This is a genomic window from Rosistilla oblonga, from assembly GCF_007751715.1.
Taxonomy (GTDB): Bacteria; Planctomycetota; Planctomycetia; order Pirellulales; family Pirellulaceae; genus Rosistilla; species Rosistilla oblonga.
The window spans coordinates 1,634,886-1,656,250 of the sequence record NZ_CP036292.1 but is presented as its reverse complement, the minus strand read 5'-3'; the positions used below and the strand labels follow the sequence as shown (position 1 = coordinate 1,656,250).

Below are 21,365 nucleotides of genomic sequence, written 5' to 3'. Positions count from 1 at the left end.
TTCCCTCAAAGGCTCCTCATGCATCGCGGTGTCCTTGCATTTTGCATGGCTATTTCACTGGCGGACATCGTTCCGGCGGAAGATCTACTGCTGAACAGCGGTCTCGTTGCGGCCAGCTTTTCCGATTTCGAATCGCCCGACCAGCTGACCTTTCGCGACGACAAGAACCAACCGCTGGTGGTCGCTGCCGATCAATTGATCCGCTACGGCCACGAACCGATCGCCGATTTTGCGTCGGGGCTGATGATGGTCGATGGATCGTGGGTCGTCGGCCGAATCGAACGGATCGCAAAGGACCAGGTCGCCATCGCCGGGCGTTACTTCCGAACGACGCTGTCGTTGACAAACGTTCGCGCGATCGCGTTGCAATTGCCAACTCAGCCGCTCGCGCGGGCCTCGATCTTGAAGACGTTTGCTGACGCCGATGGCGGAGACGATCGTTTGCTGAACGTTTCCGGAGACGAGATCGCCGGCGTGCTGCAGTTTCCGCCGACGATCGCCGACGCACCGTTGGCATTTGGTGCGACGTGGAAACTGCGACGCGGCGAACGGACCGACGCGATCGCTGCAGCGACACTCCGCGGCATCGTATTGAGCCCGCTGTTGCACCCGATCCAGCCCGCCGAATCCGGCTTTTGGTTCGGGCTGGACGATGGCACGCGATTGGCGATCCAATCGATCCAGCGAACCGACGGCGCGATCGAACTGGAGTTAGCCAGCGGCGAAAGCTTGGCGTTTGCTGGCGACTGGGATCAATTCTCCGCCGCAGTGGAAACGATCCAGCCGGTCCGCGGCGCAACGCGTTGGCTCAGCCAGCAGCCTGCTCTGGCGTTCAAGCAGCAAGCCTCTCTCTCCGAATTACAATGGCCTCTGGCCACCGATAGCGGACTTCGTGGCGAACCGCTGACCATCGCCGGATACCGCTACCGGCATGGCCTATCGATGCATGCGAACGCTCAAGCAGCGTACCGCATCCCACCCGATGCGACTCGGTTTCAAGGGACGGTTGGAATGGCGACGGGTGACGACCAGTCAACGGCTATCGGGAGCGTGGTCTTCCAGGTTTTGACGGCTGACGCAAACAAAGCGGTGCGGACTCAGTTCACGTCGCCTACGCTGCAGCCGGGCGACGCCCCGATTTCGCTCGATATTCAGCTTGGCGATGCGAAGCTGATCGTGCTGATGGTCCGCGACGCGGGAGATGGCAGCAGCGGGGACCACGCGGTTTGGGCCGACGCCCGTTTTTTGCTCGACTGAACTGAACCTTTTTCCTCGCCAGCTGCGTAAACGATGAGATTACGCAGCCAAACAGAGACTCCGCTCATCCGCCGCAATTGAACCTTTTCCGGCGTCAGCTGCGTAAATGAAGACAGCCTATCCTTCGATCGCAGGGCGGTTACAATTTTAGCCCCTCTGTATCTATTGGAATCGACTTGATGAATGAACCAAAACCCGAGATATCGCTCACCGATTTTCAGCAGAAGATCAAGGCGATGTATTACGAGAAGGATGTCGTCCGCGGGGTCGACGGCACCTTCATGTGGTTGATGGAAGAGATTGGCGAACTGGCGGCGGCGTTGCGAGGCGACGATCGCGAGAACCTGGCGGCGGAGTTCGCCGACGTGCTGGCGTGGTTGGCGACGATCGCCAACGTCGCCGACATCGATCTATCCAAAGCGATCAGCGAAAAATATGGCAGCGGCTGTCCAGGCTGCAGCCGCCTGGTTTGCATCTGCCCGAACGAAGAGAAACCGTGATCGCCAGGACAACACGCAAATCGAATGTTTGGCTCGCATGGGCATCATCGGCCGCGTTGGCCTTTCTGATCGCCGCCCCGCAGGCAACCGATGCCGCTGACCTTTCCGCGAAGGCGGGAATCGATGGTCGCGGCCGAGCTGGGATGTGGGCCGAATGCCGCATCGAAGCGGGGCAGGGCGCTGCGCCGGGCAACGTGATCGTCGCCAGCGCCGATGGCGACGGCGTCGGGGTCGACTACACGCAGGCATTTACAAGCGATGGCGAACTGCGTTGCTACTTCCAAGTCGGTCGCGACGACCAGCAGCTGAAGGTTTCGATCACCGATGAATCGGGCGAGACGGCGGCATCGGCGAACATCGACGCCCCCGCAGCGATCCCCTTCGAAAAAGAATGGATCTTGGCGATCGGTGATGCGATCGGAATCGAAGGAGCCAGCGAGCAACAGGGCCGCCGCAATTTCCCGATCGTCTCGGTTTTGCCCGACGGTCAAGAACTGCCTCATCATTGGATCGCCTACGACGGCGTCGACCTAATCGTCTTCCCAGGATCACAGGGAGCGATCGTCAACGCGTTGGCCGACTCGCAAAAACAAGCCCTCGCCGATTGGGTGCGCCGCGGCGGGCGGATGGTGCTGACTCTGGGGGGCCAGTCGCAAGCGGCGGTCGCTGCCGGATCGTGGATTCGCGATTCGCTTGGACTGCAGATCGATGAAGAGGTTGTCGAGATCGACCCTCGCGCGATCGAATCGTTCACCACGACTCAAACGCCTTTAAAAGCGTACGAAGCACTCCGTCTTCCCAGCTCCGGCGGCCGCACGCTTTTGACCGGCAGAACGCTCGATCGCCAAACCGTTCCGATTGCCAAAGAGTATCTCGTCGGCTTCGGTCGCGTTTTGATCCTGGCCGCGGATTTGGACCAAGAGCCGTTTGCGTCGTGGTCCGACCGCCAGAATCTGCTGGAGCGATTCCTGCCCAACGCACTCGGCACTCGCAACAACACGTCACAACGTCACACCAGCGCCGCCGGCTACACCGATTTGGTCGGCCAGATCCGCCGCACGATCGATCAATTCGATTCGCACTGGGTGCTGCCGTTCAAATGGCTGGCTGGATTTTTTGTGCTCTACCTGGGGCTGATCGGCCCGCTGGACTACTGGATCGTCAATCGCTGGTTAGGGCGTCCGCTGCTGGGCTGGATCACGTTCCCGCTGGCGGTTTTGGGCTTTGCCGGACTCGCCTTCTACGGAACGACGATCGCTACGCCGACGCAGCCGGTTGTGAATCAGTTCTCGGTCGTCGACATCGACCCCAGCGAAAAAGTGGGGCGTGGCTTCGCCTGGACTCAGTTATTGAGTGGTAGCGCCGGCCGCAACGACCTTCGCTACACGATCGACGCCGAGTTTTCCGATCCCGATTCACCACAACCGATTACCGGTTGGTGGGGAGTCAACGGACAAGAGTTTGGCGGGCTGACGTCGATCGGACGCGATCGCCAGATGCCCGACTACACGATCGCCGCCGAAGCAAGCGGCGAAAATCTATCGACCGCCGCCATCGGATTGCCGATGCCAACCGCCGCCACCAAGGGACTCGCCGCGTGGTGGCAGTTCGAGCCTCGGAAAGCTGTCGAAAGTTCGCTGAAACAGCGTCCAGGAACCGATCTGTTAAGTGGCAGCATCTCCAACCCGCTTTCGGTCGACCTCATGGACGGTCTGCTGGTCTATCGCGGCTGGGCCTATCTGTTGCCAACGCGTTTTACCGCTGGAAAACGGATCCCCGAAGTCAGCTCGCTGACCTCAAAAAACCTGAAGTGGCGTTTGACGCGGCGGAGCGTCGACAAAGCCTCCACGGCGACCGAACCTTGGAACCCCGAGATGCAAGGCGACCTGGACCGGCTGCTGGAGATCGCGATGTTCTACGATACCGCCGGCGGTCCCAAATACACTGAATTGAGCAATCGTATCGTCAACCATTTGGACCTCAGCCATGTGCTTGCGACCGACAACGCGATCCTGTTGGGACGCGTCGACACGCCGGTCGTTCAACTGGACGAGGACCAACATGCGGCAGAGGCGGGCACCGTGCGATCGTTCGCACGAATTTTGTTGCCCGTCGAAACCGGCCGCTAATACCGAACACAACCAATCGCTCCAATCGTCCGCCGCAGCGTTTCGCTCACCGGGCCGTTGAACCAGCACCGCAGGGCCTTCACCGTGATCAGAACTTCTGGATTGTCAAAAAAGTATGGCGACATGTTTGCCATCAAGGACATCAACCTCGACCTCGGCGAGGGAGACCTGTTCGGCTTCATCGGCCCCAACGGTGCCGGCAAGACGACGACGATGCGGATCATTGCAACGTTGTTGGAGCCCAGTTGGGGCGAGGCGTATGTCTGCGGACACGCGGTCCAATTGAACCCCAAAGAGATCCGTCGGCTTGTCGGTTACATGCCCGACTTCTTCGGCGTGTACGACGACATGACGGTGATCGAATATCTGGAGTTCTTCGCCGCGGCGTATCGCATCAACGGTCCCGCCCGACGCAAACGCTGCGACGAAATGCTGGAGATCGTCGACCTCGATTTCAAACGCGACGCTTATGCGAACACGCTCAGCCGCGGACAGACGCAGCGACTGGGGCTGGCTCGCACGCTGCTGCACGACCCGCAAGTCCTGTTGTTAGACGAACCGCTGTCGGGGCTCGACCCGCGGGCTCGGATCGAGATGCGGAACCTGTTGCGCAAGCTTGGCCAGATGGGCAAGACGATCATCGTCAGCAGCCACATCCTGCCGGAATTGGCTGACATCTGCAACAAAGTCGGGATCATCGACCGGGGCGTTCTGGAAGTCAACGCGACGGTCAACGACGTGATGCGACAGGTGCGTGAATACAACGTGCTGGTCGTCCAACCGGCTGAGATCGTCGACCTCTCGAAGATGTCCGATCTGCTGGAAGGACATCCGAAGGTTCGCGGCGTGGAAGTCGGCGACTCCGAGATCCGCGTGATCCTGAACCGCGACGTCGAAGACTACAGCGACCTGCCGGCGTTATTGATCCAATCGGGAATCCGCGTCCGCCAGTTCCGCGAAGAGGAACTGAACCTCGAATCGGCCTTCATGGCATTGACCAAAGGGACCGCGGTCCGGATGTAGCCGACACCGCCGCGAAGCAACGATTTTCGCAGCGGGACAAATCAGGAAAGCGATGTCGAGCGAACGGTTTGCGTCGCCGCAAATCCCTTCGCCGGCAACGGCAGCGAATTTCCAGCGGCAAATTGTTTGCGTAACATCGCATCGGCATCACCGATCGCTACCGGCGGCGAATAGAGAAAGCCCTGTCCCAAGACGCAGCCCATCTCCGACAGCAGGTTCTGCTGCAGTTCGGTCTCGATCCCCTCGGCGACCACATCCAGTCCCAGTTGCTCGGCGAGCGCGATGATCGTGCCAACGATCATCCGACTCTCCCGCGAACTCGCCATCGTACCGACAAACGATTGGTCGATCTTCAGCGAATCCAGGGGCAAGCGATGCAAGCAGGATAGCGACGAGAACCCGGTCCCAAAGTCATCGATCGCGACCTCGATGCCCAACCGCCGCAGATCGTTCAGCAAACCGATCCCGTGCTCGGCATCCTCCATGATCGTGCTCTCGCTGATCTCCAGCTTCAGCTCCCGCGGCGCGATCCCTGTCTCGGCGATCACCTCCGCCAAATCGGCGGTGAGATCCGAATGCATGACCTGACGCCGCGAGACGTTGATCGAGATCTTCAAACACCGCAGATCCGGGAACTGCCGTTTCCACTGCACCTGTTGTCGACAGGCCTGCCGCAGCACCCACAGACTGATTGGAACGATCAGCCCCGTCTCCTCGGCCAACGCGATAAAGTTCGCTGGCAAAACCATTCCCATCTGCGGATGCCGCCAGCGGATCAAGGCTTCGAACCCAACCAAATCGCGAGTCGGCAGCCGGACCAACGGCTGGAAATTCAATTCGAACTCGTTGCACTCGAGTGCTTGGCGAAGATCGCGTTCCAACTGCAAACGGGAGGAAGCATTTTCGCGCATGTAGGGAGCAAACAACCGCGCACACGACTTGCCTTGCGATTTGGCTTCGTACATCGCCGCATCGGCTTCATATAAGATCTTGTCGCTCGTTTCGCATCGCTCGCTCGCGATGCTGATCCCCAAACTGAGCGAAGCAAAAACCTCCCGCGCCTCGCCCAACGGAAACGGAGACTGGAAGTTCCGCAGGATCCGATCGGCGACATCTTGCGCCTCTTCGACCGATTGAATGTTCTCGACCAGCAACGCAAACTCATCGCCTCCCAGCCGTGCCACCACCGATTCGCTGGTCCGCACCGATCCCTCCAACCGCCGCGCGACCGAGATCAGCAAACGGTCACCGGCGTCATGCCCCAGCGTGTCGTTGACCATTTTGAAATTGTCCAGATCGACGTACATCACGGCAAACGGCGGCCCTTGCTGCTCGCGATAAGCCTGCAGCGAACGTTGGATGCGACGCTTGAACAGAACCCGATTGGGCAACCCCGTCACCGGATCGGCAACCTTACCGACGGTGATATCGGTCATCGAGCCAGAGATCCGCGCGGCGATTCCATCGGTCGCGGGGACGGCTTTGCCACGGCAAAACATCCACAGAAAATTGCCGTCCTGATGACGCAACCGGACCTCGATCTCGAAGTGCGGCGTCTTACCTTGCAAATGCGATTGGAGATGCGTTTCAAAGCTGGCACGATCCTCGCTGTGAATGCGGTCGCGGAGATCGGCGGGAAGGTTTAGCAGCTGCGACGCATCGAGCCCCAGGATCTCGCTCCACCGCGGCGAATAATAAGCTTCATCGCAATCCAAACGCCAATCCCACAAGCCGTCGTTGACTCCCTGAGCTGTCAGGAAATAGCGTTCCTCGGCCTCCTGGAACGCGTGCTGAACATGCCGCAAACGCAGCAGTGTTCGCGCCCGGGCGACGATCAACTCGTCCGTGGTTGGCAGCTGCAAATATTCGCTCGCTCCCTGATCCAACGCGGTAAACAGATGCTGGTCGTCACAGTCGCCGACGGCCACAATCGCTAGCTCCGATTCATGCCGAATCCGACGCAAGCGACAGTACACCGAAGCCTCTTCGCCGCTGGAGAGCGCAGCCGCGACGAAGGCGATCGCGATCGGTTCGGCTTCACAAATCGAAACCGCTCCCGCCACATCCGCGACATCCAAGGTCGAGATTTCATGGCGGCGCAGCGCATCGATAATCCGCTGGCTGCAGTCCATGCCTTCCCGCACGACCAAAACCCTTCCAGCAGATGGCGACTGCCGCAGCGTCACGCCGTGACGGTTATCGATATCGGTATGACGATTCAGCGAAGGATTCATCGGAGACTTCGGAAACAAGTGTTGGACCTTGCCGGCAGCGAACACCAGGCAACAGCAAACGCCTGTGCGATCGATCCTGTCGGCAAACCGCCGCCCTGGACCTCACACTGTCCAAACTTAGCTTACGCCAAGCAAAACTACACCTAATCCAGCGAGTTCCAACAGAAAACTGTTCGCGGTGTAACGATTTTTCCAGCGACCTGATCGCGAGGTTCCACGCGAAGATGTCGCTATTGGCAGCGCAGCCACAGCGGATTGCGGGACTCGCGGCGAGGAACCAGCGACACCGAGTCGATCCGAGCGACGCGCTGCAGATCGTCGGCGAATCCGATCCGCTGCAGATTGCGTCCCCCTTTGGATAACGCCAGGAATTCCGCGAGCCGCGCAGGATCGGCGGCTACCGGTTCGGCAGCCTCCCACGCCGCGATCGCCAACAACGCCGAATCGTCGGTCGTTTCGAAGCCGTGCCCGCCGATCAACCGCTTGGCGATCGCACCGGCCAACAACACATCCTCGCCACTGATCTGGCCATCGGTCCCCGCGCAAACCAACAACACATCAGCCGATTGCGCGCAATAATCGCTCGCCGCCGACAGATTCAAAAACGAGGCGGTCAACACATCGGCCGCCGTATCGACCGCCGCAAGGGCTCGCGTCCCGTTGGTCGTCGTCATCACGACCGTTTTGTCGGCGATCACCTCACGAGGATATTCGGCCGGGGAATTCCCCAGATCGAAGCCGTCGATCGGCAACCCGCCGCGCTCGCCGCACAACTTATAAGCCCCGGGCAAATCCGCGGCCTGTCGCTGAGCCTGGTCGATCGATTCGCAAGCGATCACACCCGCCGCTCCATTGCCCAAAGCGGTCGCGATCACCGAAGTGGCTCGCAGCACGTCGATCACCACCGCAGTGCAATCGGTTAGCGATTCGCGTTGGATCAACGACGGCAGAAGGGCAACGGATACCGATTTCATGGCAAGCTTTCATCCTTGGCGCGATTGGGATACCTATTTGCAGGGCTGCCCTGCTTAGGCTAGTTTGTCATGCTAAATTGAACCCTGACATTGCGAAACTAGGCGCCCCCATCCGCTCGCGATTGCGGGGCGATTTCCAGTAAAAAATTCCCCTGGCCGCTGCTCGCCAGGAGCCGCAGAACGCGATTCGATATAAGGATTTACAACACCGATGACCTTTGTCCGAACCATCCCCACCCTGCTGCTGACGCTGTTGTTGCTCTCGGGTTGCAAAAAGCAGGAGGTTGCCCAACCTAATAATGAACCGGCCGAGGCCCCCGCCCCTGCTGCAGCTGCCGAACCGACGCCCGACGATGCGGAAGTCGTCGCCGCGATCGAAGCGGCTGGCGGAGTCACCGTGAAGAAGCAAGGCGAGAACATCGTCGAACTCGATCTTCGCGGCCTGTTCCCCGACGCTGCCGAAGACCAAGCGGACGAATTCGCCTGGGTCGCCGGATTGCCAAAGCTGCAGAAGATCCTCGCCCGTGGCCCCGGCGTGACGCTGGAAGCTGTCGAAAAACTGAAAGCGCATCCCGAACTGAAAGTCATCGGTTTCGATAACTGCACGCAAGTTGGCGACGAAGCTGTCGCGGTCCTGGTCACGCTCCCCAAACTGGCCGATGTCGATCTGATCAAGAGCGAGATCACCGACGAATCGCTGAAGACTCTGGCCGGCTGCGATACGATCCGCCAGATCCGGATCGCCCGCACGAAGGTCACCGACGCGGGAATCAAGTCGCTCGAAGCCGCCAAGCAATTGGAGCTGCTGGATCTGCTCGAGTGCTCGCTGCTGACCAACGAATGTGCTACTTCGGTTGGCAAATTGACCAAGATGCGAAATGTCCGCCTGCCCAACGCAGTCGACGACAGCGGATTGGCTCAGCTCACCGGCCTCAACAACCTCGTCGCCCTGGGCCTGCAATATTGCCGCGTTGGCCCCGAGGGGATCAAGCACTTGGTCGGCCTGAAAAAGCTCAAGGAAATCAATCTGTACGGCGCTAGCAAAGTCGACGACGAAGTCATCCCGCTGCTGGCTCAGCTGCCGAAGCTGCAAAAGGTGCGGGCTCGCGAGACGAGCATCCGCGGTGAAAACGCCGCGGCATTTGCTGACATGAAAGCACTGCGAGATCTCGACCTCAGCGAATCTCCGGTTCAAGACGCCGTCTTCGAACACTTGGCCAAGCTGCCCAATCTGGAAAACCTGAACCTCTGGAACACCGAAGCGACCGAAGAGGGGATCGCTCAGCTGAAGGGGATGACCCAGTTGAAGCAATTGAATCTCGATAACCTCGGCGACGCGATCAGCGACGATTGCCTCGACACGATCGCCACGATGACCAATCTGGAGCTGTTGCACCTTGGGGGGACTGGCGTCACCGATGAAGGCATGCCGAAGTTGTACGGATTGAAGAAACTTAAACGGTTGTTCATCACCCGCACCTATGTCATTGAAAAGAGCACCGTCGAAGCGTTGAAGCAGGAATTGCCTCAAGCGAAGATTGAGTGGTAGTTCATGCCGTCGACACTTTCCCCAAGCGATTTCCTGGACCGGTTTGGCCTGACCCAATTCCGCAGCGGGCAGGAAGCGGTGATTCAACAGGTCCTCGACGGCAAGGACGTGTTGTGCGTGATGCCAACCGGCGGCGGCAAAAGCCTGTGCTATCAATTGCCCAGCGTAATGCTCGACGGGCTGACGATCGTCGTCTCGCCCCTGATCGCGCTGATGCAGGATCAGGTCGACGTGCTGCAAAAGAAAGGCTTTCGGGCGACGCTGATCAACAGCTCGCTGAAACCGGCCGAACAGTTCGATCGCATGCAGGCGATGGCCGAGGGAAAGTACGACCTGATCTACATCGCGCCGGAGCGGCTGCGGAACAGCCGCTTTTTGGAGAGCGTTCGCAAAACGAAGGTCTCGCTGCTGGCGGTTGATGAAGCCCACTGCATCAGCGAATGGGGACATGATTTCCGCCCCGATTACGCTCGCCTGGGGCAGTTCCGAATTCGCAATCTGGGCGGCGTGCAGACGATCGCTCTGACAGCCACCGCCACGCCGACGGTTCGCGACGACATCGTCAAGCTGTTGTCGCTGCACGAACCGAAGCCGTTCATCACCGGTTTCGCTCGCGAAAACCTGCGGTTCGCCGTATCTCCCTGCGGCAGCGATCGCGAGAAGGATCAACGGCTGGCGGAGTTCCTGCGGGGCCAGAAGGGGATCGGGATCATCTATGCCGCGACGCGGAAACGCTGCGAAGAAATTGCCCTCTGGTTGCCGGGGAAGCTTGGCAAACCGGTCGGGATCTACCACGGCGGCCTCGATCCGCAACAGCGGCGGAGCGTCCAAGAGGACTTCATGGCGGGGAAGTTGGCCGCGATCGTGGCGACCAACGCGTTTGGGATGGGAATCGACAAATCGGACATCCGCTACGTCGTCCACTACAACATGCCCGGCAGCTTGGAAGCCTATTACCAAGAAGCGGGCCGGGCCGGCCGAGACGGTTTGCCCAGCGAATGTCTGCTGTTGTTCAGTTACAGCGACCGCTACATCCAAGAATTTTTCATCGAGAACAACTACCCGACCCGCGACGTCGTCGCGGCGGTCTACAAGTTCTTGCACTCCCGCACCGACGACCCGATCGAAATGACGCTCGATCAGATTCGCGAGAAGATCGGCCTACAAGTCGGCGGCGAGGCGATCGGGACCGCCGAGCGGTTGCTGGCCAAAACGGGAGTCCTGGAGCGGTTGGACAGCAGCGCCAACCAGGCGATCATCCGGATCGACAGCACGCTGCCGACCTTGGTCGACATGCTGCCGCGGGAAGCCAAAGTTCGCCGCCGCGTGTTGCAAGCGGCTGAAAAGATCATCGGCGATCGACGCGAAGAGGACGTCTATTTCTCGCTCGACCGGATTGTCAAATCGACCGATCAATCGCGCGAATCGGTGACGCGAACGCTGCGGGAATTGAGTCGGTTGCGCGACTTCGATTACGTGCCGCCGTTTCGCGGCCGGGCGATCCACTTCCGCAAACGCGATGTCCCCTTCAACGACCTAAAGATCGATTTCGTCGAACTCGAACGCCGCAAGCGGGCCGAATACGAGAAGCTGGATCATGTGATCCGGTTTGCGCAAACGCCGAACTGCCGGCAGTTGGCGGTGCTGAATTATTTCGGCGATCCAGCAGCCGACGTCTGCGGAAACTGCGACCGATGCGACCTGACGCAGCCCCGAAAAAATGCGGCGGTGACAACGGCCGCCGCCGTTCCGTTGACCGCTGAAGAGACCGAGGAACAGCAGCTGATCACCCAGCTGGTGCGGATCGTGCTCAGCGCCCTGGCTCGCACCCACGGGCGATTTGGCAAAGGGCTGGTCGCTCAAATGTTGGCCGGTTCGCAAAACAAGAAGCTGCAACAATTGAAGCTCGATCGCTTGAGCACCTTTGGTTTGCTGAAGGGACTCAAACAAGCTCAAGTCACCGATCTGCTGGACGCCGTCTGCAGCGTCGGGATGGCGCAACAGATCGAAGTCACCCAGCGGCGGCCAACGGTCAAGCTGACCGATTTCGGACAGGAAGTGATGAAGGGAAACCAACCGGTTCCCGTCGCCTTTACGATCGCCCGGCCGCTGAAAATCAAAGCGATGGCGTTGGTCCGCAAGATGGCCGCTGCGGAAGACGTCACCGAGACGCCGATGGAAAAACCGAAATCGACAGCGAATCCCGATCTTTTGAAGACGCTCCGCAAATGGCGACTGGAAGCGGCCAACGAACTGGGCGTTCCCGCCTACCGGATCGTCAGCAACGCGACCCTCGAAGCGATCGCCGCCAAACAGCCGCAGAGCGTTAGCGAACTGGAATCGATTCGCGGCATCGTTCCCGAAACGGTCGAACAGTATGGATACGCGCTGGTTCAGTTGATCGAATCGCAAATCGCCGACGATTCGGACGAACCGCTGGAAGAGGACGAAGACGAAATTGAACCTCAGCCGCCATCGGTCCGCGAGCAGCTGGAGCCGAGCGAAGAACCGCGATCAAGCGGGAACGGGAAACCTATCGCCGCCGATCCGATCGCATCTCCGCAGCCGCCAGCGACCGACACACCGGCGACAGCATCCCCCAACACCACAGCACCTCAACCAGTAACCGACAACGCGTCGGGCGACCCGACAAGTGTCGGCGACACCTTCTGGACCTGGAAACTGCTGCGGGACGGATACACCGCAGAGCAGTGTTGTGCGATTCGCCAGATTGACCGAGAGACACTTTTGTCGCACCTAATCGATGCAGTTCGCGACCAACGCCCGGTCCAGCTCGACTGGGTCGCCGGCGAGGACTCGAAATTGCTCGCCACAATCGCTGCAGCGACCGATTCGGCGGCAACTCTCGACGGCTTGATCCCCAGCCACTGGGATCCCAAGCTATTGCAATTGGCTCGCGAAGCTCATCGGTCCCAAGGCTGACAAGTGTTCGGGTTCGGGCGGATCAGCTGGCTCGCGTCAGCTTGGCAATCCCCAAGAAAACCGAACACTATCGCGTGCCGAACGGTAGCTCACATTGAAACACGGATTTGACCTGGCATCGAGCCGAGCGTGGTTAGCCTAATCGGCTCTAGCCCGCTACAATTGAAAAAACATATGGAATTGGCCCAAAGTTCGCACAGCATTCGCGGCGGACGCAAGCGATCGGCAATCGCCAGGGATCGTGAACGATAGAATCGCAGCTTGGAAACCTTGTACACAACGTCGAGCCATTGGCGGGCGACAGGCTTGATTCAATGGCATCGAAAGGAAACTGATGGAGAATCGGGAAGATAAAACCTCGGGCTCTCGAGAGAAGAAGCCTGAAGGTCGATCGAATAATTCATGGGTCATTTTTTTGACGCTTGCCATTTTGGCCGTGATTTTGTTTTGGCGCGGCGAAGGGACTGCCAACGCGGTTGCGTGGAGCTTCTTTCTGAAGCAGGTCGACGATGGGAACGTGGAAAAAATTGTGGTTCGCGACGGCTATATCGTCGGCGAATTCAAAACCCCGCCCAGTCCGCCGGTGAAGTTCGGCGACAAGACAGCCACCGCCACCTCCTCCGATGCGGATAAATTGCCGACGGAGTTCTTGGTCTATTATCGCGAGCTGCCCGAAGATCTCGATTCGCGAATCGTGGCTCAGAACGGTACCGTCGAAAACGCGCCCGCCGATCAATTGCTGCCGACGCTGACGATGTTGTTCCTGATGCTGCCGCTGCTGCTGCTCGGCTTCATCTGGTTCTCCTACCGTCGCTCGCGGAACGAGATGATGGGAGGCGGCTTCCTGTCGGGATTCAGCAAGAGTCCGGCCAAACGCTACGAGGCCAGCGAACAAGCGATCACGTTCGACCAAGTCGCAGGACTCGAAGGGGTTAAAGCCGATCTGCAGGAGATCGTCGACTTCCTCAAGAGCCCCGAGAAGTTTCAAAAGCTGGGAGGCCGCGTTCCCAAGGGTGTCCTATTAAATGGACCACCCGGCACCGGCAAGACGCTGTTGGCTCGAGCGATCGCTGGCGAAGCGAACGTTCCTTATTTCTCGGTCAACGGTTCGGAATTCATCCAGATGTTTGTGGGTGTTGGTGCCAGCCGCGTCCGCGATCTGTTTAAGGTCGCCAAGGAGAGCAGCCCGTCGATCATCTTCATCGATGAAATCGATGCGGTTGGTCGCCAGCGAGGCGCCGGTCTCGGCGGCGGTCACGACGAACGCGAACAAACGCTCAACCAGATCCTTGGCGAAATGGACGGCTTCGGCGGCAACGACGCTGTCATCGTCGTCGCGGCGACCAACCGCCCCGACGTCCTCGATCCAGCGCTGCTGCGTCCAGGTCGTTTCGATCGTCACGTGACCGTCGGTCGCCCGACGCTGAAAGGTCGCGAAGCGATCTTCAAGGTCCACGTCCGCGAAGTGCCGCTGGCCGACGACGTCAACTTGCACACGCTGGCTGCCGGAACGGTTGGACTGACCGGTGCGGATATTCGCAACATGGTCAACGAAGCCGCTCTCTGGGCCGCTCGAAATAACAAGACCGAAGTCGCGATGGAGGACTTCGAATACGCTCGCGATAAGATCCTGATGGGAGCCAAACGCGAAGAGGTGTTGCAGGATTCGGAAAAGGAAAAGACTGCCTATCACGAAGCCGGACACACGATCGCCGCCTGGTATCTGGACGGTTCGTACCGCGTTCACAAGGTCACGATCATTCCGCGTGGCCGCTCGTTGGGCAGCACGCAAACGATCCCGAGCGAGGATCGGTTGAGCATGTCCGAACGCGAACTGCGACATCAATTGATCGTCCTGTTGTCGGGCCGCGCCGCCGAACGGATCATCTACGACGAGACGACCGTGGGTGCGGAGAACGATCTCGAACGCGCCACCAGCATCGCTCGGCGGATGGTTTCGCATTGGGGCATGAGTCCCAAGCTGGGTCCGGTCAGCTACAAGACCAGCGACGAAGATCCGTTTTTGGGTCGCGAGATGCATCAACAGCGTCAGTTCAGCGAAGCGACGCAGGAGTTGATCGATGGCGAGGTCGCGAGAATTCTGCACGAAGTCGACGAGGAAGCGCTGGCGCTGCTTCGCGACAAGAAGGACCAGCTCGAAGCGATCACCCGCGATCTGCTGGAACGCGAGGAACTGTCCGAAGAAGACCTCACCGCGTTGATCGGTCCTTCGGTTCACGTCGACGCCAAGAAGGATGCGCACAGTGAAACTGTGATCGCACCCGACACGGTCCCCAACTCCCCCGATGCAGTCCCCAATGCCAAAGCGAATTCGTGAATGGGGCGCGATCGCAACCGCTGCGGCAACAAATCGCCAAGGCGGTCGGCATTGATCGCTGAAGGATTGGCCGATGGCTCGTAAAAAGAACCGTTCGAAAATTCGCACCGAGTTTCGCAAGAAGCATCAGGGGAGGGCGCGCGATGCCGACCTGACCCGCGAATTCAAGACGGGCGATACCGAACGCTTGGCTGACGCCCACCATGGCGAACGCGTCAGCGGCAAAGGGGCTCTCACGCGGCACCGCACGGTCTTCGGCGATGCGATCGATGACTCCAATGCCGGCCTGAACGTTCAACTCGATTCCGACGATGCGTTGATCGCCGGCCGCGTGCTGAGCGTCCACGGGCTGCAGAGCCGAGTGATGGGGGACGACGGCGTCGTCTACAGCTGCACCGTTCGCCAGCTGCTTAAATCGCTCAGCACCGACCAACGGCATGTGATCGCCACCGGTGATCGCGTCGCGATCCGGACGGCCGACAACCAAGAGGGAATGATCGAACGGGTCGAGCCCCGTTCGCATGTGCTGAGCCGAACCAGTCGCGGCCGCCAGCACGTGATCGTCGCCAACGTCGACTGGTTGATGATCGTCACCAGCGCCGCCGAACCGGGACTGAAGCCGGGACTGATCGATCGCTTTCTCCTGACCGCCGAACACTTTGGCATCACGCCAATCATCTGCATCAATAAGATCGACCTGGTCGACGCGGCGGAGTATCAGCAATTGGTCGGCACCTTTGGCCAACTGGGATATCGCGTGCTGACCTGTTCAGCCGAAACAGGCCAGGGAATCGACTTCCTTCGCCAAGTGATCGCCAATCGCGAAACAGCGGTCGTGGGGCAAAGTGGCGTTGGCAAAAGCAGCCTGCTGAACGTGATCGAACCGGGGCTAGCCCTCCGCGTCTCCAGCGTCAGCTCCGAAAACCAGAAGGGTCGGCACACGACAACCGCCGCAAAACTGATCCCTCTTTCCAGCGGCGGCTTTGTCGTCGACACCCCCGGAATCCGGCAATTCCAGCTCTGGGACATCACTCCTGGCGAAGTGTCCGCCTTGATGCCCGACCTGCGACCATATGTCAGCGGCTGCCGTTATTCGGATTGCTTGCATTTGGATGAGGACCAGTGCGTGGTCAAAGATGCAGTCGCCGACGGCCGGATCGACGCGCGTCGCTACGACAGCTATTGCCATCTGCTGGAAGAAGACTTGATGAACAAAGGGCGTTGATTGCCCCCATCGCCCACCCCACCAGCCACTCCTCAGACCTGGCCGGGTGATCTAATCAGCTTTGCCAGCAAAGGCGATTCGATTGCAGAATCGCTTAGGATTATGCCGAAACGGTGATATTGGCAGGACAGGTAAACGGGCAAAAGATTGACCGAAACAGCGATTCCAATTAAGGTTATGCCTGTGGGAGTCGGCTTTGCGCCCCTTCCAATCAACCACACCCTGCAAACCCCAGAACGGAAACTCTGGCGTTTGTGAGGCCTTTTCTCGAACGAATGATTTCACCCGGCGCGGCAGATGTCAGAGTTCAGCACTCAGCGAACGACGCAGCTACCACTCGATGGCGGTTTCGATACCGATGCGCCCACGGTCCGCAGATTAGCTGACGCCGGCGATGGTTCGGAATCGGGCGTCGCCCCGGCAATGGGCATGGGATCCTCCCGAGTCGAGACCGCGCAAACGGTGATTCGTCGATCGGGCGGCCAACTGCCGCCACCACCGTCGGAACAAGCGACACCGGCAGAGGTCGCCAAGGTTCTCGAAGGAGCCGAACTGGGGAATTTCCGCCTGCAGTGCCTGATCGGCGGCGGCGGCATGGGAGCTGTCTTCCGGGCGGCCGACACGCGGTTGGACCGAACGGTGGCGATCAAAGTGATTCCACGCGTCGGCGAAGATCCCGATCTGCAGCGGCGATTCAAGAACGAAGCGCAGAGTGCGGCCAAGCTGGACCATCCCAACATCGCCCGGGTCTACGACGTCGGCCAGGAAAACGGCTGGCACTACATCGTCTTTGAACACATCGATGGGATCAACCTGCGCGACTTGGTCGCCCAAGAGGGTGTGCTGTCGATCGACGACGCGGTCTATTACACGCGGCAGGTCGCCGAGGCGTTGGAGCATGCAAACGAAAGAGGCGTGGTCCATCGCGACATCAAACCTTCGAACGTTTTGGTCACTTCCAGCGGACAGGTGAAACTTGTCGATATGGGCCTAGCGAGGTCTCAACACGTCGAAGTCACCGACGACATGACCGCCAGCGGCGTGACGCTTGGGACGTTCGATTACATCTCTCCCGAACAAGCCCGCGACCCGCGCGAAGCTGATGTCCGCAGCGACCTCTATTCGCTCGGCTGCACATTGTATTTCATCCTCGTCGGCCGACCTCCCTTCCCGGGCGGATCGATCGTTCAGAAATTGATGAACCACGGCAACGCGGCGCCTCCCAATCCAGCGGTCTTCCGTCCCGAGATCCATCCCGATCTGACGGCGATCATCCATAAATTGCTCGCGAAAAAGCCGAGCGACCGCTACCCGCGACCAGCCGACGCGATTGCCGATCTGCACCACCTGTCAAAACAATTGGGGCTCACCCGATCCGCCGCGATGGGAACGACGTCGGTCCCGACGCCCAGCGTCTGGCCGTCGCTGCTGCAGCAACATCTGCCATGGATCGTCGCGGTCAGCCTGCTTCTGCTGAGCACGGTTTGGATCCAGATGATGTCGGCTGGCGAGAGCGATCTTCAGATCCCACGCCCCGATGAACTGCGGGCCCGCCCCCAATCGATCGCCGGCGCGGTGGCGTCTACCGAAACGCCGTCAGCGACGCCCAGCGAGACCAACGAAGGTGCGGGGAACAGCCCGACAGCCGTCGACACCGAAGCGGCGCGACAGCGGCTGGCCGCGGCAGAGCTGAAAGATGCGACCAACGATCCACCGCCGGTTCCTTGGACGACGCTGATCGTGAACCCCAGCGCCCGCGCCGACGATCCCCGCGCGGTCACCACGCTTCTCGACGCGTTGGAAAAAGCGAAATCGAACACCACGATCGATACCATCGAATTGCGAGCCGATGAGCTCGAAGTCGCCCAACTGCGGATCCCTCGCAGCGGACTGAAGATTCGCGTCGCCGAAGGCTTTGCCGGCATGGTGATCCTTAAAGACGATGCGATGCCGTCGATGGAACCGCCGATCAAGATCGTCACCGGCGGGAACGGGATCGCTTTCGAAGGCATCCACTTCTTCTGGCAAACCGGATCGGCTCGCGATGGCGGCGCCGTCTTTGGGCTGACGGGCCAATCGAAAGAGAAGATCGAATTGAGCGATTGTTCGATCACGATCGACAACCTCGCTCGCCGCGGCGATGTGTATGCGTTTCAAGTCAAATCGAACGGCGTCGAACCAACTCCCAGCCGTCAACCGACGGCCACATCGGCTGGCTTGCTGGTCTGGCTGAAACTGAAAAACTGCGTCTTCCGCGGTCAGATGACGTTGATCGGAATGGATAGCGCGTCACGGCTGGACGTCGAATGGAGCAACGGTTTGCTAGCGACGACGGGCCGCTTCTTGGAGACCGGCGGCGCGGCAAAGGCTTCCTTTGCGATGGAACAGATCAAAATCAAATTGGACCATGTTACGGCTCACTGCGACGATGGCTTTGCTCGCGTCCAGCTCAGCCCGTCGGCATCGTTCCCCGTGACGCTGAACCGATCGTCCAACAGCTGCACCTTTGTATCGTCTCCCGAATCGCGGCAGTTTGAAGTCGCCGGACTCGACGACCTGCAAACGACCGCCGCCCAATGCCTGTCGATGCAAGGGAAAAGCAACGCTTACCAACTGGACGAAGACCGGATGGGAGTGATCTACCGAGCCAGCGATACCCAAGGGGACTCGCTGGAGTACGGTTGGACCGATTTAAACGATGAGGCAAGTTGGTTTGCCGGCTTCGAAGAGGAGCGTCCCAAGAGTACCGTGATCTGGTCGGATATTTTCCCTCGCGGCAAACCAGTCCACACCCACGTTCCCCGCGATTATCTGCAGGATGGCGTTTTGCCTCCCGGATTTGATCCAGCTACCATTCCAAAGCTACCAATGCCGACAAAGTCTCTGTAAAACCTTGCCGATATTTGACAATGGGGCACTTGGCAGCTTAAATCTAGTGAGCAGAATGTTTGCTATCTCAGCAAACGACTGCCTTGCCTCGAATCTACTTCGCTAACACCTACCTGAAAATTACCTCCTGGAGACTGAATCGAATGTTGCGAGTTTTGTTACTGACGATCGCTATGACGGTTACCGCTTCGCAAGCCATGGCTATCGGTGAATTGAAAAAAGAATGGTCTAACATCTACGCTGGCGACGACAGCGGCGACTTCAAGACAGTTGCCCGCAAGGCTGGCTGCAACCTCTGCCACGTCAAAGGTGTCAAAGACAAGAAGACCGCCGAAAGCCGCAACGAATACGGCACCGCGATGACCGCATTCCTGAAGTCGAAGGACATCAAGATCGGTGACCTGAAGGCGCAGTACAAAGACGACAGCACCAAAGAAGCAGCTGTCAAAACGATGACGACCATGTTCGAAACTGTGAACAAAGAGAAGTCGAAAGACGGCGAAGCATTTGGCGCCAAGATCTCCGCCGGCAAGTTGCCAGCGACCGACGCCAACCTGTAATGCTTGCTTTTCCCTGACTCTTGGGAATCGAAACATCAAAACGCCAGACGAATTCAATTCGCCTGGCGTTTTCTCATTCGTAAACCTCGGTTGAAGAATCGCGACACAGAAGCAAATACGAAAAACCTCCCCCAACGAAAGACCTCCCCCGATGAAACATTTATTCCATTGCTCGATCGCTTTGCTGTTTGTCTCCGCTCTGGCCCGTCCCTCGGTCGCTCAAGAGGAAGGCTTCACCCAGTTGTTCGACGGCAAGTCGCTCAGCGGTTGGAAGGCGTCGGAAAACACCGACAGCTGGTCGGTCAAAGATGGCACGCTGATGTGTGATGGCCCGCGCAGCCACCTGTTCTACGAAGGCGATCTCGCGCCGTTCAAGGACTTCCACTTCAAAGCCGACGTGATGACAACTCCCGGCAGCAACGCCGGTATCTATTTCCACACCAAGTTCCAGCAAGAGGGTTGGCCCGTGAAGGGCTACGAGTGCCAGGTCAACGTCACTCACAAGGACCCGAAGAAGAGCAGCAGTCTGTACGCGGTCGATAACGTCGCTGCACCGCCCGTGAAAGACAACGAGTGGTACACGCAGGAGATCATCGTCAAAGGACGCCACATCGTGCTGAAGCTGAACGGCGAGACGATGGTCGATTACACCGAACCGGAGAACAAGCAAGCCGACAATTCAGGCTTCGATCGCCGGCTCAGCGAAGGTACGTTTGCGTTGCAAGCGCACGACCCCGACAGCGTCGTCTACTTCAAGAACCTTCGCGTCAAGAAACTCGACTGAGTTAAGCAGGTTGAGTTGTATTTTTCGTTTCACCGCGAGCCCATCGGGCCGCGCGGCCTTCAAAAGCGCGGGGCGTTGTCCGCGCGGTTGAACTAGAAAACTCTTTACTAGCCGGGTAGTATCCGTTCCTTTCCATCACGTCGTCCCCCAAACCGCAGAACGATCTCTCTCGATTTATGCTCAACGCCAAGATTGTCATTCCGGCGCGACTGGCGTCGACACGATTGCCTGAAAAACTGCTGCGGGTCGTCGCGGGGAAATCAATTTTGCAGCGTACCTACGAGGCGGCCAGCCGATCGCGGCGAGCCGCTTCGATGATCGTGGCGGTCGACGATCCGCGATTGCTGGCGGAAGTCGAGCGTTTTGGCGGCAACGCGATGATGACGTCGGTCGATTGCCAAAGCGGGACCGACCGAGTCGCCGAAGCGGCCCTCGCCGATGACCAAGCCGACGTCTTCGTGAACGTTCAAGGCGACGAACCGGAGATCGATCCCGATGCGATCGATCTAGTCGTCGATCTGTTGGAACAGCATCCCGAAGCCTACGCGGCGACGCTAGCAACTCCGATTCGTGACGCTGCCGATCTGAAGAACCCCAACTGCGTCAAAGTCGTGCTGGAGACGGGCGGATATGCGTTGTACTTCAGCCGCAGCCCGATCCCGCTGCCTCGCGATCAAGACTTCCAGGCGCTGGTCGATCACGACCCGCCACTCTGCTGGCAGCACATCGGCCTGTATGCCTACCGCCGCGAAGTGCTGCAGTGGTTCACTCAGCAGGCCCCCAGCCCGCTGGAGCTGACCGAACGGCTGGAACAATTGCGATTGCTGGAAGCAGGCCGGCGGATCGTGGTCGGCAAGATCGACCATCCCGCGATCGGAATCGATACCGAAGAGGATCTGCGAGCGTTCGAACGCAAACTGGCCGCTGAAGGCTAACCGACGGCGTCGCTGCCGCGAGAAT

Annotated in this window: 14 protein-coding genes; 12 read left to right on the top strand and 2 right to left on the bottom strand. The window is 59.3% G+C overall.

The genetic code is table 11. The annotated features are described in order from the left end of the window. Positions 1-45 precede the first annotated feature (45 nt). The 4 genes from CA51_RS05915 (at position 46) to CA51_RS05900 (ending at position 4,909) form a co-directional block, all read left to right on the top strand. Positions 46-1,257, top strand: a complete 1,212-nt coding sequence (locus CA51_RS05915) for an NPCBM/NEW2 domain-containing protein (protein ID WP_197451623.1) — start codon at positions 46-48, stop codon at positions 1,255-1,257. Positions 1,258-1,436: 179 nt separating this feature from the next. After that, positions 1,437-1,757: a MazG nucleotide pyrophosphohydrolase domain-containing protein gene (locus CA51_RS05910; protein WP_145118693.1), complete on the top strand. Its 321-nt coding sequence runs from the start codon at positions 1,437-1,439 to the stop codon at positions 1,755-1,757. Continuing rightward, a complete protein-coding gene (locus tag CA51_RS05905; RefSeq protein ID WP_145118691.1) occupies positions 1,754-3,886 on the top strand; it encodes a hypothetical protein in 2,133 nt (710 codons plus the stop codon). The genes CA51_RS05910 and CA51_RS05905 overlap by 4 nt, the downstream gene beginning before the upstream one ends. Before the next feature lie 84 nt (positions 3,887-3,970). Beyond that, positions 3,971-4,909 (top strand): ABC transporter ATP-binding protein, encoded by a 939-nt coding sequence (locus CA51_RS05900; protein WP_145118689.1) that lies wholly within the window; start codon positions 3,971-3,973, stop codon positions 4,907-4,909. Positions 4,910-4,950: 41 nt separating this feature from the next. On the opposite strand, the gene CA51_RS05895 is transcribed toward CA51_RS05900, so the two are convergent. Further along, complete coding sequence (locus CA51_RS05895; RefSeq protein ID WP_145118688.1) at positions 4,951-7,143, bottom strand: putative bifunctional diguanylate cyclase/phosphodiesterase; 2,193 nt, start codon at positions 7,141-7,143, stop codon at positions 4,951-4,953. Between the two features lie 230 nt (positions 7,144-7,373). Next, positions 7,374-8,117, bottom strand: coding sequence for a 2-phosphosulfolactate phosphatase (locus CA51_RS05890; RefSeq protein WP_145118686.1), 744 nt, complete (start codon positions 8,115-8,117; stop codon positions 7,374-7,376). A 211-nt stretch (positions 8,118-8,328) separates the two neighbouring features. Here CA51_RS05890 and CA51_RS05885 point away from each other — a divergent pair, with 211 nt between their 5' ends. The 8 genes from CA51_RS05885 to kdsB all read left to right on the top strand — a co-directional run bounded on the left by CA51_RS05885 (position 8,329) and on the right by kdsB (position 21,340). Further along, positions 8,329-9,666, top strand: a complete 1,338-nt coding sequence (locus CA51_RS05885; protein WP_145118684.1) for a hypothetical protein — start codon at positions 8,329-8,331, stop codon at positions 9,664-9,666. 3 nt (positions 9,667-9,669) lie between these two features. Further along, the gene (locus CA51_RS05880) at positions 9,670-12,609 is read left to right on the top strand and encodes an ATP-dependent DNA helicase RecQ (RefSeq protein ID WP_145118682.1); all 2,940 of its coding nucleotides are present in this window, start codon (positions 9,670-9,672) and stop codon (positions 12,607-12,609) included. A 334-nt stretch (positions 12,610-12,943) separates the two neighbouring features. Further along, positions 12,944-14,947 (top strand): ATP-dependent zinc metalloprotease FtsH, encoded by a 2,004-nt coding sequence (gene ftsH / locus CA51_RS05875; protein WP_145118680.1) that lies wholly within the window; start codon positions 12,944-12,946, stop codon positions 14,945-14,947. Between the two features lie 73 nt (positions 14,948-15,020). Continuing rightward, positions 15,021-16,172, top strand: a complete 1,152-nt coding sequence (rsgA, locus tag CA51_RS05870; protein WP_145118678.1) for a ribosome small subunit-dependent GTPase A — start codon at positions 15,021-15,023, stop codon at positions 16,170-16,172. Positions 16,173-16,469: 297 nt separating this feature from the next. Next, positions 16,470-19,061: a serine/threonine protein kinase gene (locus tag CA51_RS05865; RefSeq protein WP_145118676.1), complete on the top strand. Its 2,592-nt coding sequence runs from the start codon at positions 16,470-16,472 to the stop codon at positions 19,059-19,061. Between the two features lie 143 nt (positions 19,062-19,204). After that, a complete protein-coding gene (locus CA51_RS05860; protein ID WP_145118674.1) occupies positions 19,205-19,621 on the top strand; it encodes a hypothetical protein in 417 nt (138 codons plus the stop codon). A gap of 151 nt (positions 19,622-19,772) precedes the next feature. Further along, positions 19,773-20,405: a 3-keto-disaccharide hydrolase gene (locus tag CA51_RS05855; RefSeq protein ID WP_145118671.1), complete on the top strand. Its 633-nt coding sequence runs from the start codon at positions 19,773-19,775 to the stop codon at positions 20,403-20,405. 176 nt (positions 20,406-20,581) lie between these two features. Continuing rightward, positions 20,582-21,340, top strand: coding sequence for a 3-deoxy-manno-octulosonate cytidylyltransferase (gene kdsB / locus CA51_RS05850; RefSeq protein WP_145118669.1), 759 nt, complete (start codon positions 20,582-20,584; stop codon positions 21,338-21,340). The last annotated feature ends 25 nt before the right edge of the window (positions 21,341-21,365 follow it).

Excerpts from the sequence above, each read along its gene's own strand:
- CA51_RS05915 (WP_197451623.1), top strand. The coding sequence starts at position 46 with ATGGCTATTTCACTGGCGGACATCGTTCCGGCGGAAGATCTACTGCTG.
- CA51_RS05910 (WP_145118693.1), top strand. The coding sequence starts at position 1,437 with ATGAATGAACCAAAACCCGAGATATCGCTCACCGATTTTCAGCAGAAG.
- CA51_RS05895 (WP_145118688.1), bottom strand. The coding sequence starts at position 7,143 with ATGAATCCTTCGCTGAATCGTCATACCGATATCGATAACCGTCACGGC.
- CA51_RS05890 (WP_145118686.1), bottom strand. The coding sequence starts at position 8,117 with ATGAAATCGGTATCCGTTGCCCTTCTGCCGTCGTTGATCCAACGCGAA.
- CA51_RS05885 (WP_145118684.1), top strand. The coding sequence starts at position 8,329 with ATGACCTTTGTCCGAACCATCCCCACCCTGCTGCTGACGCTGTTGTTG.
- CA51_RS05880 (WP_145118682.1), top strand. The coding sequence starts at position 9,670 with ATGCCGTCGACACTTTCCCCAAGCGATTTCCTGGACCGGTTTGGCCTG.
- ftsH (WP_145118680.1), top strand. The coding sequence starts at position 12,944 with ATGGAGAATCGGGAAGATAAAACCTCGGGCTCTCGAGAGAAGAAGCCT.
- rsgA (WP_145118678.1), top strand. The coding sequence starts at position 15,021 with ATGGCTCGTAAAAAGAACCGTTCGAAAATTCGCACCGAGTTTCGCAAG.
- CA51_RS05865 (WP_145118676.1), top strand. The coding sequence starts at position 16,470 with ATGTCAGAGTTCAGCACTCAGCGAACGACGCAGCTACCACTCGATGGC.
- CA51_RS05860 (WP_145118674.1), top strand. The coding sequence starts at position 19,205 with ATGTTGCGAGTTTTGTTACTGACGATCGCTATGACGGTTACCGCTTCG.
- CA51_RS05855 (WP_145118671.1), top strand. The coding sequence starts at position 19,773 with ATGAAACATTTATTCCATTGCTCGATCGCTTTGCTGTTTGTCTCCGCT.
- kdsB (WP_145118669.1), top strand. The coding sequence starts at position 20,582 with ATGCTCAACGCCAAGATTGTCATTCCGGCGCGACTGGCGTCGACACGA.